Genomic DNA, 13,273 nt, shown 5'->3' on the forward strand with positions numbered 1-13,273 from the left:
CGTGACCATCCCATTCCTGATCACCACGCTGATCGTGGTGGTCACCCCCGGCACCGGGGTGATCTTCACGCTCTCCGCCGGCCTGTCGAGGGGTGCGCGGGCCGGGGTGCTGGCCGCGTTCGCCTGCACGCTGGGGACGTTGCCGCATCTGCTCGCCGCGATGACGGGGCTGGCCGCGCTGATGCAGACCAGCGCCGTGGCGTTCGAGACCGTCCGCTACCTCGGCGTCGGCTACCTGCTCTACCTGGCCTGGTCGATGGCACGGGACCGCGACGCCTTCGCGGTGACCACCGACGCCCCGCCCCGCTCGGCGATCCGGGTGATCGTCTCCGGGGTGCTGGTCAACCTGCTCAACCCGAAGCCGACGATGTTCTTCGTCGCGTTCCTGCCGCAGTTCGTGGACACCACGGCGCCGGGCTCGACCCGGGCGATGCTCGGCTGCGGCGCGGTGTTCATGCTGCTCACCTTCGTGGTGTTCAGCGGGTACGGCATCTTCGCGGCCCGGGTACGCGACCGGGTGCTGACCCGACCCCGGGTCACCGACTGGCTGCGCCGATCCGCCGCCGGCACGTTCGTCGCGCTCGGCGTGACCCTCGCCCTCACCGAACGATAGGACCACCGTGTACTTCGAACACTCCCCGCGGCTTCGCGACGCGTACCCCGACCTGGTCGCCGGTGTGGTGCAGGCCGCCGGGATCACCGCCACCGCCGACGTGGCGGCACGCACGGCCGCCCATCTCACCGAGGCGCGGCGGCGGTTGGCCGGTGGGGCCGAGAGCGGGTTCCCGGAGATCCAGGCGTGGCGGCGGGCGTACGCGGCGATGGGGCTGCGGCCCACCAGGTACCGGTGCGCCGCCGAGGCGCTGCTGCGCCGGCTACGCCTGGACGGCGAGCTGCCCCGGGTGCACCCGCTCGTCGATCTCTGCAACGCCATCTCGGCCGCGTACGCCATCCCGGTCGCGGCGCTCGACCTGGACCGGGTCGACGGCGACCTGATGGTCCGGCCGGCGCACGGCGACGAGGCGTACCTGAGTTTCGCCGGCGACACCGAGCATCCCGAGCCGGGCGAGGTGACCTTCGTCGACTCCGCCGGGCGGGCACACGCCCGACGGTGGACGAACCGGCAGAGCGGCTGGTCGGCGGTGCGGGCGGGCACCTCGTCGGTGCTGATCGTCGCCGAGGCGCTGCACCCGGGTGGCGGGCCGGCCGTGACCCGACTGGTCACCGACCTGGTGACGGAGCTGACCGACGGGTGGGCCGCCCCGACAGCGACCGCGGTGCTCACCGCCGCCGCGCCGCGTTTCCGCACCCCGGCGGCGGGCGACGACAGGGGTCAGGCGGTGTCGCCGGGCAGCAGGTGACGGTAGCCGGGGATCGTCTCGGCGAACCAACCCGCGACACCGGCCAGACCGCGCTCGTTGAGCTGCGCGTCGTGGATCGGGTACGCCGCCGCCGCGCCCACGGCGCCGGCGAACCGGATCGCCTCGTCGAGGCGCAGCCAGGACCCCTGGGCCGGGACGAGCAGGGTGCGTACCGGCTCGTCCGGCACGTGCAGGGCGTCGCCCGGGTGGTAGAGCTCGCCGCCGATCAGGTAGCCGAGGTTCGCGCAGTCGGGCTGCCCCTCGTGGATCGCGGCGTGCCGGCCGCCGTGCGCGCTGACCGGAATGCCGGCCGCCGTGAACCGCTCGCCCGCACGGACCCGGGTCACCGGCAGCGGGGCGAGATCCGGCAGGCGGGCGCCCTCCGGCGCGTACACGGGGACACCGAGACCGGCGAGCCGCAACACGTCTATGTGGTCGGTGTGCTCGTGGGTGACGAGGACGGCGTCCGCGCCGACCAGGGCCCGCGGCTCGCTCCACGTCCCCGGGTCGACGACCAGCACCCCGCCGTCGTGCTCGACGCGGACACAGGCGTGCGTGAATCGGGTGATCCGCATCAGGCGACGGTACGCCGCCGGCAGATGAGCAGTGGTCCTCGTGGCGGTTGGGCCGGCCCTGCCGGGGTAGTGCGGCAGCATGCCACAGCGATACGAGAACTACCCGAGGATCGCCGTCGTCACCGGTGCGGACTCCGGCATCGGCAAGGCCTGCGCGGTGGCGCTGGCAAAGGCCGGCTTCGAGATCGGCATCACCTGGTACGGCGACCCCGACGGCGCGGAGCGGACGGCCACCGAGGTCCGCGCGACAGGACGACGTTGCGAGGTCGCCGAGGTGGACCTGACCCGACTGCCGGACGCGGCGGCGGTGGTGGACGAGTTGGCCGACCGGCTGGGCGGCATCGGGGTTCTGGTCAACAACGCCGGCACCGGGGCCTCGACGCCGTTCGTCGACACCGGGTGGGAGCAGTGGCGCGAGGTGCTCGCCGTCGACCTGGACGCGCCATTTCTGTGCGCCCAGCGGGCCGCGCGACGGATGCGGGCCACCGGCGCCGGCGGGCGGATCATCAACATCACCAGCGTGCACGAGCACGCGCCCCGGGTGGGCTCCGCCGCGTACTGCGCCGCGAAGGGCGGGCTCGGGCTGCTGACCCGGGTGATGGCCCAGGAGCTGGCCGCCGACGGAATCACCGTCAACGCCGTCGCCCCGGGCGAGATCGCCACGCCGATGACCGGTCAGGAGGATGTCGACCCGTTCACCCAGGAACGGCCCGGCGTGCCGCTGGGCCGGCCCGGCGACGCCCGGGAGGTGGCCGCCGTGGTCGCGTTGCTCGCCTCCCCCGCCGCCAGCTACGTCACCGGCGCGTCCTGGCCGGTCGACGGGGGCATGCTGCTGATGGGTCCCCAGGCCGCGGCGTTGACGAACGACGACTGGCGATCCGTCTGACCAACAGTGTTCAGTGGTCAGGCCAGTGTGGAGCGCCTGCTCGCGTTCGCTCTTGTCTACCCCGCCACCCTCCGTGGTCGCACGACTCCGTTACCGTCACCCTATGAGCGGTGGAGCGGTCCGAGCGGCGAACCAGCCGCTCGGAGAACGGGACAGCGCCCAGCAAAGCGGGCACATATCCTCCGAACTCCGGTGACCAGCAAGCGGCAGTGGGGCCGACCGACAGCGGAAGGGGACCGGATGCCCGGGTGGGCTGGTCGGGGCGGGCGGCAACGACGGGCCTTCGTCGTCGGTGGGGCACTCTTCGCGATCGCCGTCGTCATGCTGCTGGCCGCCTGGCGCAGCACCGGCTTCCTCAGCGACCTGCTGCTCAACCTCGGGGCCAGCGTGGTCCTCGCGGCCATCTCGTACGTCATCTTCGACCCGTTGTTCGAAGAGGCCCGCAAGGCGCGGGTGCAGGAGCACCTCAGCTTCGACCAACAGGCGTTCGTGACGCGGCTGCACCGCTCCGGCCGTCGGGTGCGCATCCTCGACACCTGGACGATCCTGCTGGAGCAACGGCACCGTGAGGAGACGCTGAGCGCGGTGCGAGCGGCGCTCGCCAACGGTGCCCAGGTGCAGTTGCTCCTGCTCGACCCCGACTGCACCGCCGCCCAGCAGCGCTCCGAGGAGCTGGAACGGCAACGGGTGGACGTGCCCCGACAGATCCGCACCAACCTGCGCCACCTGGCCGCGTTCGCCGACGCGCTCGACTCGCGGCTGCGCCACCGCCTCCAGGTCCGGCTCTACGACGCGTCCCCGTCGATCCAGCTCTACCAGTGGGACGGGCGGGCGCTGATCTCGTTCTTCCCGATCGGGAAGTTGTCGTTCAACGTGCCGCAGCTCGAGGTGGACATGGACAGCCCGTGGGGCGGGTTCGTGCACGCCCGGTTCGAGGAGCTGTGGGAGCACGAGCAGGCCACCCTCGACCTGGAACGGTACTGGTCGGTCATGGTCACGCTGCGCCACGACGAGTCGGACGTGGTCGAGGTACGCGTGCCGTTCGTGACGGTGGACGGGCAGCACTACGTCGACTGCCGGGGGTTCCGGGTGACCGGGCCGCTGTCGGTGCGAGCCGTGCTGCCGCCCCGCGCGCCCGGGGCGGCGCCCGGGGTGTTCGCGCTGGCCGAGCCCGCCGACGGGGACCGTACGCCGGTCGCCGTGGTGAAACGGCACTTCGACCAGAAGTACGGGCACGACGACGGCGAGCGGGACGTCCGCCGACTGGTGGCGCCACCGGGCGATGCCCGCACCCCGGCGCCGCGCCCCGCGACGGCCGGTGACACGCACGCACGGTGACCCCCGACCGACCCGTGGGTGCGGCACAGGAAACAATGGTGGCCCAACCCTGATCGTCAGGAGGATCGTCGGCGTGTCGCACCGCACCGCACCGCCGTCCGGGGCGGCGCAGCTACGCGCCGACTGCGGACGCTGCTTCGGGCTGTGCTGCGTGGTGCCCGCCTTCGCCGCGTCGGCGGACTTCGCCATCGACAAGCCGGCCGGCTCGCCCTGCCCCAACCTGCGCCCCGACCACCGCTGCGGCATCCACACCGAGCTGCGGCAGCGTGGTTTCCCCGGCTGCACGGTGTTCGACTGCTTCGGGGCCGGGCAGCAGGTCGCCCAGGTGACCTTCGGCGGGCGGGACTGGCGGGACGCGCCGGACACGTTGCCGGCGATGGCGGAGGCGTTCGCGGTGCTGCGACCGCTGCACGAACTGCTCTGGTACCTCACCGAGGCGGTGGCGCTGCGCCCGCCGGCCGAGCTGCGTGCCGAGCTGGAACGCGCCCGCGCCGAGACGCTGACGCTCACCGGGGGCGACCCGGCGCAGCTTCGCGCGGTGGACGTCGCCGACCACCGGAGCCGGGTCAACCCGCTGCTGTCCCAAGCCAGCGACGCGGCCCGCGCCCCCGGCGGCGCCGACCGGCGGGGAGCGCACCTGCTCGGGGTGGACCTGCGCCGCGTAGACCTCCGCCGGGCCAACCTGCGCGGGGCGCTGCTCATCGGCGCCGACCTGCGCGGAGCGGACCTCAGCCTGGCCGACGTCACCGGCGCGGACCTGCGCGGCGCCGACCTGCGGGGCGCGGACCTGCGGCGCACGCTCTTCCTGCACCAGACCCAGCTGGACGCCGCCCGGGGCGACACCCACACGGGGCTGTCGCAGACGCTCACCCGGCCGGCGCACTGGACGGCGCTGCCGCTCACCCCGGTCCGTCAGCCGGCCCGCTCCCCCGCCCGTCGGGGCCGTCGCCGGTAGGAACGGCCTGATCTGATCCCCCGCACGCTGCCGTCAACTCCTGGAAGCCGGCATGGACCGGGCACTGTGGGCAGCGGGCGCGGTCGCAGAGCCGGCAGAGGTGGGCCAGGCTGGCGGCGTCGGCCACCTCGTCGTGCAGCAGGGCGCGGGCGATGTCGGCGAGCTGGGCGCGCTGCTCGACGGTCAGCGGGGCGAGCAGCGCGGTCAGCACCTCCTGCCGGGCGCGCAGGGTCCGGGCGGCCGCCGCCGTGCCCTCGGTGGTGAGGTGCAGGGCGCGGCTGCGCGCGTCGGCGCCGGGACGCCGCTCCACCCAGCCCTGCTCCCGGAGCCGCCGGACCAGGTGCGCGACGCCGGGCTGGGTCAGCCCCAGCACCTGGCCCAACCACTCGGCGGTCACCCCCGGCTGGTCCTTGAGGACGACGAGCGCCTCGGCGAGCGCGCCACCGGCACCGGCGGACGCGCTGACCGAGGCCCGCATCCGCGAGCCGACGAGCAGGGCGAGTGCGCCGAGCAGGTTGGGCGAGGCGTCCTCGGGTAGATTCATAAGTTGTGGATTTACCCCGACGGGCGGTGCTGCTCATCGTGTTGATGACAGTGGCGCAGCTACCTGTCGCACTGCGGCAGCTGCTCGTCGTACTGCTCGGCCACGAGAACACCGGCAGCTTCGCCACCGCCGGCGTGGCCAGCGCCGGCTGCGGGATCGGGTTGGCGGTCACCGCGCCGCTGGTCGGCCGACTCCTGGGCCGGCTCGGTGCCCGGCCGGTGCTGCTCGCCACCGGCCTCGCCCACCTGCTCGCCCTGCTCGGCCTGGCCGTCACCACCGAACCGGCGGCGTTCGTGGCGCTGGCCACAGTGGCCGGCGTCAGCACCCCACCGGCGGTCGGCAGCGGACGCGCCCACCTGGCCCGGCTCGTCGCCCCCGCCGCGCTGGCCCGCGCGTACGCGGTCAACGCCGTCGGGCAGGAGGTGCTCTACGTGGGTGGCCCCCTGGCGGTGACACTGAGCCTGCTGATCAGCGGACCCATTGCCGCGCTGCTCGCCTTCGCGGTGATCGGCAGCATCGGGCTGCTCGGCATGGTCGCCGTGCTGCCAGCGCGCGAGGCCGACCGGCAGCCTCGCGAGAAGGGCTCCGCGCTGCCCGGCCAGGCCACCCGCCGCACCGTCGTCGGCACCCACGTCGGCTACATGATGGGCATCGGGGCGATGTGGGTGCTGGTGCCCGCGTTCGCCACCACCGTCGGGCACCCGGACCAGGCCGGGCTGCTGGTGACCATCTGGTCGGTGGGCAGCCTGGCCGGTGGCGTGCTGCTGGCGAGCCGGGGGCGGCCCGGCAGCCCGGCGGCGGCGTACCTGACGATGCTCGGCACGCTGGCCGCCACCTCGGTGGCGCTGCTGCTGCCGCGCAGCGTGCCGCAGATGGCCGTCGCGCTGGCGGTCTTCGGTCTCGCGCTGGCACCGTTCCTCGCCGTCACCGACGAGATCCTCGCCCGGTCCACCCCGGCGGTCCGGCTACCCGAGACGTACGGGTGGTTGCAGACGGCCGGGCAACTCGGCATCGCCGCCGGCTCCGCGACCAGTGGCGTGGTCAACGACCACCTCGGTAACACGTGGGCGTTCCTGGTGGTCGTCGGCGCGCTCGCGCTGGCGCTGGTCGTCGCGCTCAGCCGCCGCCGGACGCTGCGGCTGCCGTCCGCTGCGCCGCAGGCCGAGACGGTCGGGTCGGCGGTCCCCGCCGGCAGGTCAGGTTTCGGCCGGGACGACGCCGGGTAGCCAGCGCCGACGCGGACCGGCATCGACGGGGGGCACGGCGTGGGCTACCGAAATCGTCAAGGTGAGCAGCCGGGCGACCCGCAGCACAGCGAGGACGAGGCCGGCCAAACGCCACTGGTGCAGGTCGAGGCGGACACCGAGGTCCCCGCACCGGCGGACACCGACGTCCGGCCGGACATCGTGACCGAGCCCGACAACTCGGGTGTCGCCGGTGGTTCGTCCGGCAGCAGCGGCGGAGGTTCCAGCATGCCGGGGCACCCGGACGCGACTCGCTGACCCGGGATCAGCGGCTGGTCAGCGCGCCCCGGGCCTCGGTCATACCCTTGTTGGCGAGCCCGTCGGCCCGCTCGTTCTCCGGATGGCCGTTGTGCCCCTTGACCCACAGCCAGGTGACCTCGTGCCGTTCGCAGGCCGCCTCCAGCCGCTGCCACAGGTCGGCGTTCTTCACCGGCTGCTTCGCGGCGGTCCGCCAACCGTTGCGCTTCCACGACGCCAGCCAACTGGTGATGCCGTTGCGCACGTACGTGCTGTCAGTGTGCAGCTCCACGGTGACCGGCCGGTTCAGGCTCTCCAACGCCTGGATGGCCGCCATCAGCTCCATCCGGTTGTTGGTGGTGGGCGTGGCCTCACCGCCGCACAGCTCCCGCTCGTGATCGCCGTAGCGCAGCAGCGCACCCCAACCACCCGGACCGGGGTTGCCGCTGCACGCCCCGTCGGTCCAGATCTGCACGCCCCTGCCGGCCGCCGCGTCCACCATGCCCGGCAACCTACCGGGCGCGGACGTCGTCCTCCCCGCTCGGGGGGCCGGCGCGCCGAGCCGTCGGCGCCGGACCCACCACCGCGGGTGGGATGGCCGGCGCGGGCCGGATGGGGCGCAGCCGGTCGCGGACCCGGTGTGCGGCGTCACCGGCGGTCGCGGCGATCATCGGCCACAGCCGGGTCGAATTCATGATCGCGACCTCCTCGGCCGGAGTGGTGCCGCCGTCGAGGAAGCGCAGCACCCGCTCGGCCGGATTGCGGTCGAAGAGCCGGTCGAAGAACTCGGGACCGCCCACCCCGCCCCGGTCCAGCGCCCGCAGCGCCACCGCGTCCATCCAGCGGTGCCGGCGCGGGTACGCCGGCTCGGGCACCGGCGCGCGGCCGGCAGCGACGGCGCGGGCCACCTGGTCGGCCTGGCGGTACATGGCGGAGAAGGTGAAGCCGGTGGAGGGGCGGGTCGCGCCACCGGCCGTGCCGAGGCGGACCACGCGGGGGGTGGGCCGGGCCGGGAACGGCGCGTCGGTCATCGGGATCACCCCGTTCTCCACCTCGCGCACCCGCAGCCCGGTCGGATCCAGCCCGAGCAGATCCCGGTAGCCGGCCAGCGCCGCGTCGTACCCGGCGTCGGTCAGCAGGTCCGGCGAGAACTCGGTGTACTCGACAAGGGCGTAGCGGTCGCTCACCGGCAGCACGTAGCCGAAGGAGACGCCCCGGGGCGGCTGCGGGGTACGGAAGTCCATCAGCACCGCGCGCGTCGGGTCGAACGCCGGCCGGTCAGCCTCCAGCCACCACCCCCGGAAGTGCTGCAACCAGGTGGTTCGCCCCGCTCGCGCCGGCGGTCGGGGACGGGAGTCGAGCACCCAGCCGGCCCGTACGCCGCGCCCGTCGCCGGTGCCCACCAGCACCCGGTCACCGTCGTCGCGCACCGTCTCGGCGGGCGCGACGATCCGGATGGTGTCGAGGCGACGCTCGGCGTCGGCAGCCCGGTCGTAGACCGGGCCGGAGCGGAGCATGGCGTACCGCAGCGGGGTGAGGTCCAGGACGCGGCGTCGCGCCGCCGTCGCCACCTCGACCTGCTGCCAGCTCGCGCTCAGAAGCGGGTCCAGGTCGCTGTCGGGGTGACCCCAGAACGCCCAGGTGCGGTCCTGACCGCGGCGGCGCACCGGGTCGACGATGGCGATCCGCAGATCCCGGACGCCGTGCCGGTCCAGTGCGGCGAGCAGCAACGACGCGGCGCCGCCGCCACCGAGCAGCGCGAGGTCGACGTCGAGCGGCGCGGAGTCGGTCACCCGCACCACGCTGCCACACGGTCCGGTTCGCACGCGTGCCGCCACCCGACGGCCAGGTTGACAGGCAACCCATTGGTTGCCTAAGTTGACAAGCAACCAAATGGTTGCCTGTTGCGGGGAGGGTCGATGGACGACGCGTTTCGGGCGCTGGCCGACCCCAGCCGGCGCCGACTGCTGGACCGACTCAACGAGCGCAACGGCCAGACCCTGCGGGAGCTGTGCGACGGGCTGGCCGGCACCCGACAGTCCGTCAGCAAGCACCTGTCGGTGCTGGAGGCGGCCAATCTCGTCACGACCGTGCGGCGCGGCCGGGAGAAGCTGCACTACCTCAACGCCGCCCCGATCAACGCCATCGCCGACCGGTGGCTCAGCCGCTACGACCGCGAGCGCGCTGCCACCCTGGCCGACCTGACCACCGCATTGGAGCGACAACCCATGGAGAGCCCGACCTTCGTCTACACCACCTACGTCACGAGCACCGCGCAGCGACTGTGGTCCGCGCTCACCGGACCGGCGTTCACCCGTCGCTACTGGGGTGGAGTCGCGCTGGTTTCGGACTGGCAGGTCGGGTCACCAGTGCTGTGGCAGGACGCACCGGACGGCGAGCCGCGCGACCTCGGCCAACGGGTGCTCGTCGCCGAGCCCTACCGACGTCTCTCCTACAGCTGGCACGGCTTCCAACCCGAGCACGCCGAGCACTTCGGCTGGTCCGCCGAGGAGCTGGCCGCCCGCCTCGGTGAGCGCCGGTCGACGGTGACCTTCGAGATCGAGCCGCACAGCGCGTCGACCGTCCGGCTGACCGTCATCCACGACGACTTCTCCCCCGACAGTGAGATGCACCGGGCGATCAGCGGCCAGCTCGACGGCAGCGGCGGCTGGCCGGAGCTGCTGGCCAGCCTCAAGACCCTGCTGGAGACCGGCGAGCCGATGCCCGACCCGACCCCGGCCCAGGCCCACTGACCCGAGCGCGCACCCGACGCGCCCGGTCGTCGATCGCGGGCGGCCAGGCGGTGCATTTCCGCCGTCTCCGGCAATACCTCGCCATCGACACAGCGACGACAGCCCGACCGGATGGCCATCGATCGGAGCACCGGTGCCGGTCGGGCCGTCCGGGCCTTTCCGCAGCTCCCCCCGCCTTCGGGTGGACACGTGACGGCAACGAGGATTTCTCATTTTCACCTGATCGAGGACCCAACCCACCTAGTGTTGGGCACACCGGTGCTAGTCACGGAGTTGGCCACCCGAACGACGTCCCACGCAGTCAGCGGACGAAAAGTGAGGGAAGACGCGTATGAAGGTCTCAACAGCACTCTGCTCGGCGGCGCTCGGCGTGGGCCTCGGCACGCTCCTGCTGCCAGGCGCCGCACTGGCCGACACCACTGTGTCACCGGCCACCACCCCGGTCGGTGGGACCGTCGTGCTCACCGCGACGACCTGCAACCCGAAGTCGGGTGACGCCCTCTTCCGGGTCACCGGCCCCAACCGCGACCAGAACGTCCGATCCACCACGGCCGCCGCCGGCGGCGGGCTGAGCGCCGAGCTCTTCACCGCCGGGTTCACCCTGGGCACGTACACGGTGGCGGCGACCTGCGGCGACGGCAGCTCGGCCGGCACCACCACCTTCGCCGTCACCCCGATCGGCGGCGCGCCGGCCGGCTCCGGCGGCGACAACCGTGACACCGGCGCTCTCGCCGCCGGCGGCACGCTGCTCGGCACCGCCCTCGCCGGCGCGGTGATCCTGATCCGCCGGCGCCGTCCGGTGTCCACTGTCGCCTGATCGGCGGCCGTTCCATCCCTGAGACGGGTGCCCGCGCCGGTGACACCGGTGCGGGCACCCCGACGATCCGGTACGGAGGTGCACACGTGCGGTCGCGGCGGGCCCTGGCGGCAGTGGTGGCCCTGCTCGGCGTGACCGGGCTCGGGCTGATCACCGTCGGCCTCACCGCCGACCCGGCGCGGCCACCACGACCGTCGGCCGACGCGCCGACCCGCACCCACCCCGCACCGGACCTGGCTCCGCTGCCACCCGCCGCGCCGGTCCGGGTGCAGATCCCCGCCATCGGCGTAGGCGCCGACATCGTTCCCGTCGGCGCCGACGCCGCCGGGGTGCTGGAGGTGCCGCCACTGGACAGGCCCACCCTCGCCGGCTGGTACCGGCACGGAGTCACCCCCGGCGAGACCGGCAACGCCGTCCTGGTGGGACACGTCGACGCGCCGTCCGGCCCGGCGGTCTTCTTCGACCTCGGGCGGCTCCGCGCCGGGCAGCAGGTACAGGTCACCCGCGCCGACGCACGGGTCGCCACGTTCACAGTGGACGACGTCCGGGCATACCCCAAGGAGCACTTCCCCACCACCCTGGTCTACGGCCCGGCGGACGCCGCCGGGCTGCGCCTGATCACCTGCGGCGGCCGGTTCAACGCCGCCACCGGCAACTACGTCGACAACGTCGTCGTCTTCGCCACCCGCACCGCCTGAACCGAGCCGCCTCCCCGCTGTCGGGAGCCGGACCCTGGTCGGCAGAATGCGGTGGCACCATCCCCTGATCGGGACGGTGCGCCGGCGACGGGGAGGCACGCGGTGGATCAACGACCGGTACGGGACCGGACCGGTCGGGGCGTACGCGCCCTGGCCCGGAGACTGCTCGGACGGGTCGAGGACGGCTCCCCCACCCCCCGTCGGTCCAACCCGGACGCCGTGGTCGACTGCGCCGTCTACGTCAACGGCCGCCGGGAGCCCGGCCAACCGCACTACGCCGACGCGTACGCCCGGGCACGACACAGCCGCGACGCCTTCGTGTGGCTGGGACTGCACGACCCCGGCCCGGCGGTGCTCGCCGCAGTCGGCCAGACCTTCGGCCTCGACGAGCTGACAGTCGAACAGGCGCTCGCCGACGGGCACCGGCCCACAGTGCAGCGCCACGGGCCGGTCACGCTGCTGGTCCTGCGCACCGCCGGGTACGTGGAGCACGACGAGCTGACCGACACCTCCGAGGTGATCGACACCGGGGACGTCATGGTGCTGCTCGGCGACCGCTTCGCCATCACTGTGCGGCACGGCGCCGCCGGGGCACTGCGCAGCGTCCGCGCCGACATCGAACGCCGCCCCGCGCTGCTGGCCGCCGGACCGTGGGCGGTGGCGTACGCGGTCTGCGCCCGCATGGTCGACTCCTACCTGGAGGTGGCCGGGCACGTGGAACGGGACCTGGAGCGGGTCGAGGAGGCGGTGTTCGCCCGCGACCGCACGACCGACATCCAGCACATCTACCAGCTCAAACGGGAGGTGGTGGAGTTCAAGCGGGCGGTCCTGCCGTTGCAGGCGCCGATGCGTACGCTGCTCGAACCCGACGGCCCGCCGCGTGCCCTGCACCGCTGGTTCGTCGACGTCGACGGCCGGCTGAGCCGGGCGGTGGACCGGGTGGCCGCGTACGACGACCTGCTCACCTCGATCGTCCAGTCGCGACTGGCGCAGCTCGCCGTCGAGCAGAACAACGACATGCGCAAGATCGCCGCCTGGGCGGCCATCGCGGCCACCCAGACCGGCATCGCCGGCATCTACGGCATGAACTTCAACCACATGCCCGAGCTGGCCTGGCGCTACGGCTACGCCGGGGCCCTCACCCTGATGGCGGCGGCGGCCCTGTTCCTGTACCGGCTGTTCCGCCGCTCCGGCTGGCTCTAACCTCCGCCCGGCCCGGCCCCGGCGAGCCCCGGCCCGGCCCGGCCCGGCGATCTTGCACTTTGTGTCGTCAATATGCACTATTTGTAAATTATGTCGCGACAGAAAGTGCAAGATCGCGGTGACCGGACGCGGGGGCGGGGCAGGGGCGAGGGTCGGGGGTGCGTGGGGCAGGATGACGGATGTGGGTAAGGGTGCAAAACGTCGGCGGGGGAACGCGACGACGGGACGGGCGTGCCCGTGCGGCTCCGGCCGGGCGTACGCGGACTGCTGCGCCCCGGTGCACGGCGGCGACGCCCCGGCGACGGCCGAGGCGTTGATGCGCTCCCGGTTCAGCGCCTTCGCCCTCGGCGACTCCGGTTACCTGCTGCGCAGCTGGCACTCCTCGACCCGACCCGCCTCCCTTGAGCTCGACCCGGGGCAGCGGTGGACCCGACTGGAGATCGTGGAGACCGAGCGGGGCGGCCTGCTCGACACCGCCGGCACTGTGACCTTCCACGCCCACTACCGGGACGCGGGCCGGCCCGGCACGATGACCGAACACAGCCGGTTCGTCCGCGAGGACGGCAGGTGGGTCTACGTCGACGGTGACCAGGTCTGACGGCTGCGCCGACGGCCGGGCGGGGCGTACGATGACGTCGGCGTAGTCCTGCGCCGCATCTCCC

Annotated in this window: 16 protein-coding genes; 12 read left to right on the forward strand and 4 right to left on the reverse strand. The window is 73.5% G+C overall.

Annotated elements, in window-relative coordinates; translation table 11 throughout:
- The first annotated feature begins 1 nt into the window (after position 1).
- Together ABZ794_RS21610 and ABZ794_RS21615 are read left to right on the forward strand one after the other, a co-directional pair.
- A complete protein-coding gene (locus tag ABZ794_RS21610) occupies positions 2–613 on the forward strand; it encodes a LysE family translocator (protein ID WP_091406584.1) in 612 nt (203 codons plus the stop codon).
- Positions 614–620: 7 nt separating this feature from the next.
- On the forward strand, positions 621–1,361 hold the full coding sequence (locus tag ABZ794_RS21615; protein ID WP_357517185.1) for a phenylalanine--tRNA ligase beta subunit-related protein: 741 nt from the start codon (positions 621–623) through the stop codon (positions 1,359–1,361).
- Here ABZ794_RS21615 and ABZ794_RS21620 read toward each other — a convergent pair.
- Complete coding sequence (locus ABZ794_RS21620) at positions 1,334–1,936, reverse strand: MBL fold metallo-hydrolase (RefSeq protein ID WP_238689631.1); 603 nt, start codon at positions 1,934–1,936, stop codon at positions 1,334–1,336. The two genes, ABZ794_RS21615 and ABZ794_RS21620, sit on opposite strands and share 28 nt — an antisense overlap.
- A gap of 79 nt (positions 1,937–2,015) precedes the next feature.
- Between ABZ794_RS21620 and ABZ794_RS21625 the strand changes: the two genes are divergently transcribed.
- The 3 genes from ABZ794_RS21625 (at position 2,016) to ABZ794_RS21635 (ending at position 5,115) form a co-directional block, all read left to right on the forward strand.
- Positions 2,016–2,822 (forward strand): SDR family oxidoreductase, encoded by an 807-nt coding sequence (locus ABZ794_RS21625; RefSeq protein WP_210785105.1) that lies wholly within the window; start codon positions 2,016–2,018, stop codon positions 2,820–2,822.
- 192 nt (positions 2,823–3,014) lie between these two features.
- Positions 3,015–4,160, forward strand: a complete 1,146-nt coding sequence (locus ABZ794_RS21630; protein ID WP_357517187.1) for a DUF5919 domain-containing protein — start codon at positions 3,015–3,017, stop codon at positions 4,158–4,160.
- Positions 4,161–4,233: 73 nt separating this feature from the next.
- Positions 4,234–5,115 carry a pentapeptide repeat-containing protein gene (locus tag ABZ794_RS21635; RefSeq protein WP_357517189.1) on the forward strand — a complete coding sequence of 294 codons (882 nt, stop codon included), beginning with the start codon at positions 4,234–4,236 and terminating at the stop codon, positions 5,113–5,115.
- On the opposite strand, the gene ABZ794_RS21640 is transcribed toward ABZ794_RS21635, so the two are convergent.
- Positions 5,060–5,659: a MarR family winged helix-turn-helix transcriptional regulator gene (locus tag ABZ794_RS21640; RefSeq protein WP_357517191.1), complete on the reverse strand. Its 600-nt coding sequence runs from the start codon at positions 5,657–5,659 to the stop codon at positions 5,060–5,062. The genes ABZ794_RS21635 and ABZ794_RS21640 overlap by 56 nt on opposite strands.
- A gap of 5 nt (positions 5,660–5,664) precedes the next feature.
- On the opposite strand from ABZ794_RS21640, the gene ABZ794_RS21645 reads away from it, so the two are divergent.
- Together ABZ794_RS21645 and ABZ794_RS21650 are read left to right on the forward strand one after the other, a co-directional pair.
- Positions 5,665–6,885 (forward strand): MFS transporter, encoded by a 1,221-nt coding sequence (locus ABZ794_RS21645; RefSeq protein WP_357517193.1) that lies wholly within the window; start codon positions 5,665–5,667, stop codon positions 6,883–6,885.
- A 39-nt stretch (positions 6,886–6,924) separates the two neighbouring features.
- Positions 6,925–7,161 (forward strand): preprotein translocase YidC, encoded by a 237-nt coding sequence (locus tag ABZ794_RS21650; RefSeq protein WP_357517195.1) that lies wholly within the window; start codon positions 6,925–6,927, stop codon positions 7,159–7,161.
- A 7-nt stretch (positions 7,162–7,168) separates the two neighbouring features.
- Here ABZ794_RS21650 and rnhA read toward each other — a convergent pair whose 3' ends face one another.
- Together rnhA and ABZ794_RS21660 are read right to left on the reverse strand one after the other, a co-directional pair.
- Positions 7,169–7,642: a ribonuclease HI gene (gene rnhA / locus ABZ794_RS21655; protein WP_091406604.1), complete on the reverse strand. Its 474-nt coding sequence runs from the start codon at positions 7,640–7,642 to the stop codon at positions 7,169–7,171.
- A gap of 10 nt (positions 7,643–7,652) precedes the next feature.
- Entirely contained in the window at positions 7,653–8,933 is a 1,281-nt protein-coding gene (locus ABZ794_RS21660) for a lycopene cyclase family protein (RefSeq protein WP_357517197.1), read from the reverse strand.
- Between the two features lie 126 nt (positions 8,934–9,059).
- Here ABZ794_RS21660 and ABZ794_RS21665 point away from each other — a divergent pair, with 126 nt between their 5' ends.
- The 5 genes from ABZ794_RS21665 (at position 9,060) to ABZ794_RS21685 (ending at position 13,209) form a co-directional block, all read left to right on the forward strand.
- On the forward strand, positions 9,060–9,893 hold the full coding sequence (locus ABZ794_RS21665) for a metalloregulator ArsR/SmtB family transcription factor (protein ID WP_357517199.1): 834 nt from the start codon (positions 9,060–9,062) through the stop codon (positions 9,891–9,893).
- A 331-nt stretch (positions 9,894–10,224) separates the two neighbouring features.
- Positions 10,225–10,710, forward strand: a complete 486-nt coding sequence (locus ABZ794_RS21670) for a hypothetical protein (protein WP_357517201.1) — start codon at positions 10,225–10,227, stop codon at positions 10,708–10,710.
- Between the two features lie 86 nt (positions 10,711–10,796).
- Entirely contained in the window at positions 10,797–11,408 is a 612-nt protein-coding gene (locus tag ABZ794_RS21675; protein WP_357517203.1) for a class F sortase, read from the forward strand.
- A gap of 102 nt (positions 11,409–11,510) precedes the next feature.
- The gene (locus ABZ794_RS21680) at positions 11,511–12,611 is read left to right on the forward strand and encodes a magnesium and cobalt transport protein CorA (RefSeq protein WP_210787373.1); all 1,101 of its coding nucleotides are present in this window, start codon (positions 11,511–11,513) and stop codon (positions 12,609–12,611) included.
- A 181-nt stretch (positions 12,612–12,792) separates the two neighbouring features.
- A complete protein-coding gene (locus tag ABZ794_RS21685) occupies positions 12,793–13,209 on the forward strand; it encodes a YchJ family protein (protein WP_238689624.1) in 417 nt (138 codons plus the stop codon).
- Positions 13,210–13,273: the final 64 nt, after the last annotated feature.

The organism is Micromonospora sp. NPDC047187, assembly GCF_040643355.1.
GTDB lineage: Bacteria > Actinomycetota > Actinomycetes > Mycobacteriales > Micromonosporaceae > Micromonospora > Micromonospora salmantinae.

Bases quoted from the DNA above. Each gene is read 5' to 3' on its own strand.
- ABZ794_RS21620 (WP_238689631.1), bottom strand. From the start codon at position 1,936: ATGCGGATCACCCGATTCACGCACGCCTGTGTCCGCGTCGAGCACGAC.
- ABZ794_RS21625 (WP_210785105.1), top strand. From the start codon at position 2,016: ATGCCACAGCGATACGAGAACTACCCGAGGATCGCCGTCGTCACCGGT.
- ABZ794_RS21640 (WP_357517191.1), bottom strand. From the start codon at position 5,659: ATGAATCTACCCGAGGACGCCTCGCCCAACCTGCTCGGCGCACTCGCC.
- rnhA (WP_091406604.1), bottom strand. From the start codon at position 7,642: ATGGTGGACGCGGCGGCCGGCAGGGGCGTGCAGATCTGGACCGACGGG.
- ABZ794_RS21665 (WP_357517199.1), top strand. From the start codon at position 9,060: ATGGACGACGCGTTTCGGGCGCTGGCCGACCCCAGCCGGCGCCGACTG.
- ABZ794_RS21670 (WP_357517201.1), top strand. From the start codon at position 10,225: ATGAAGGTCTCAACAGCACTCTGCTCGGCGGCGCTCGGCGTGGGCCTC.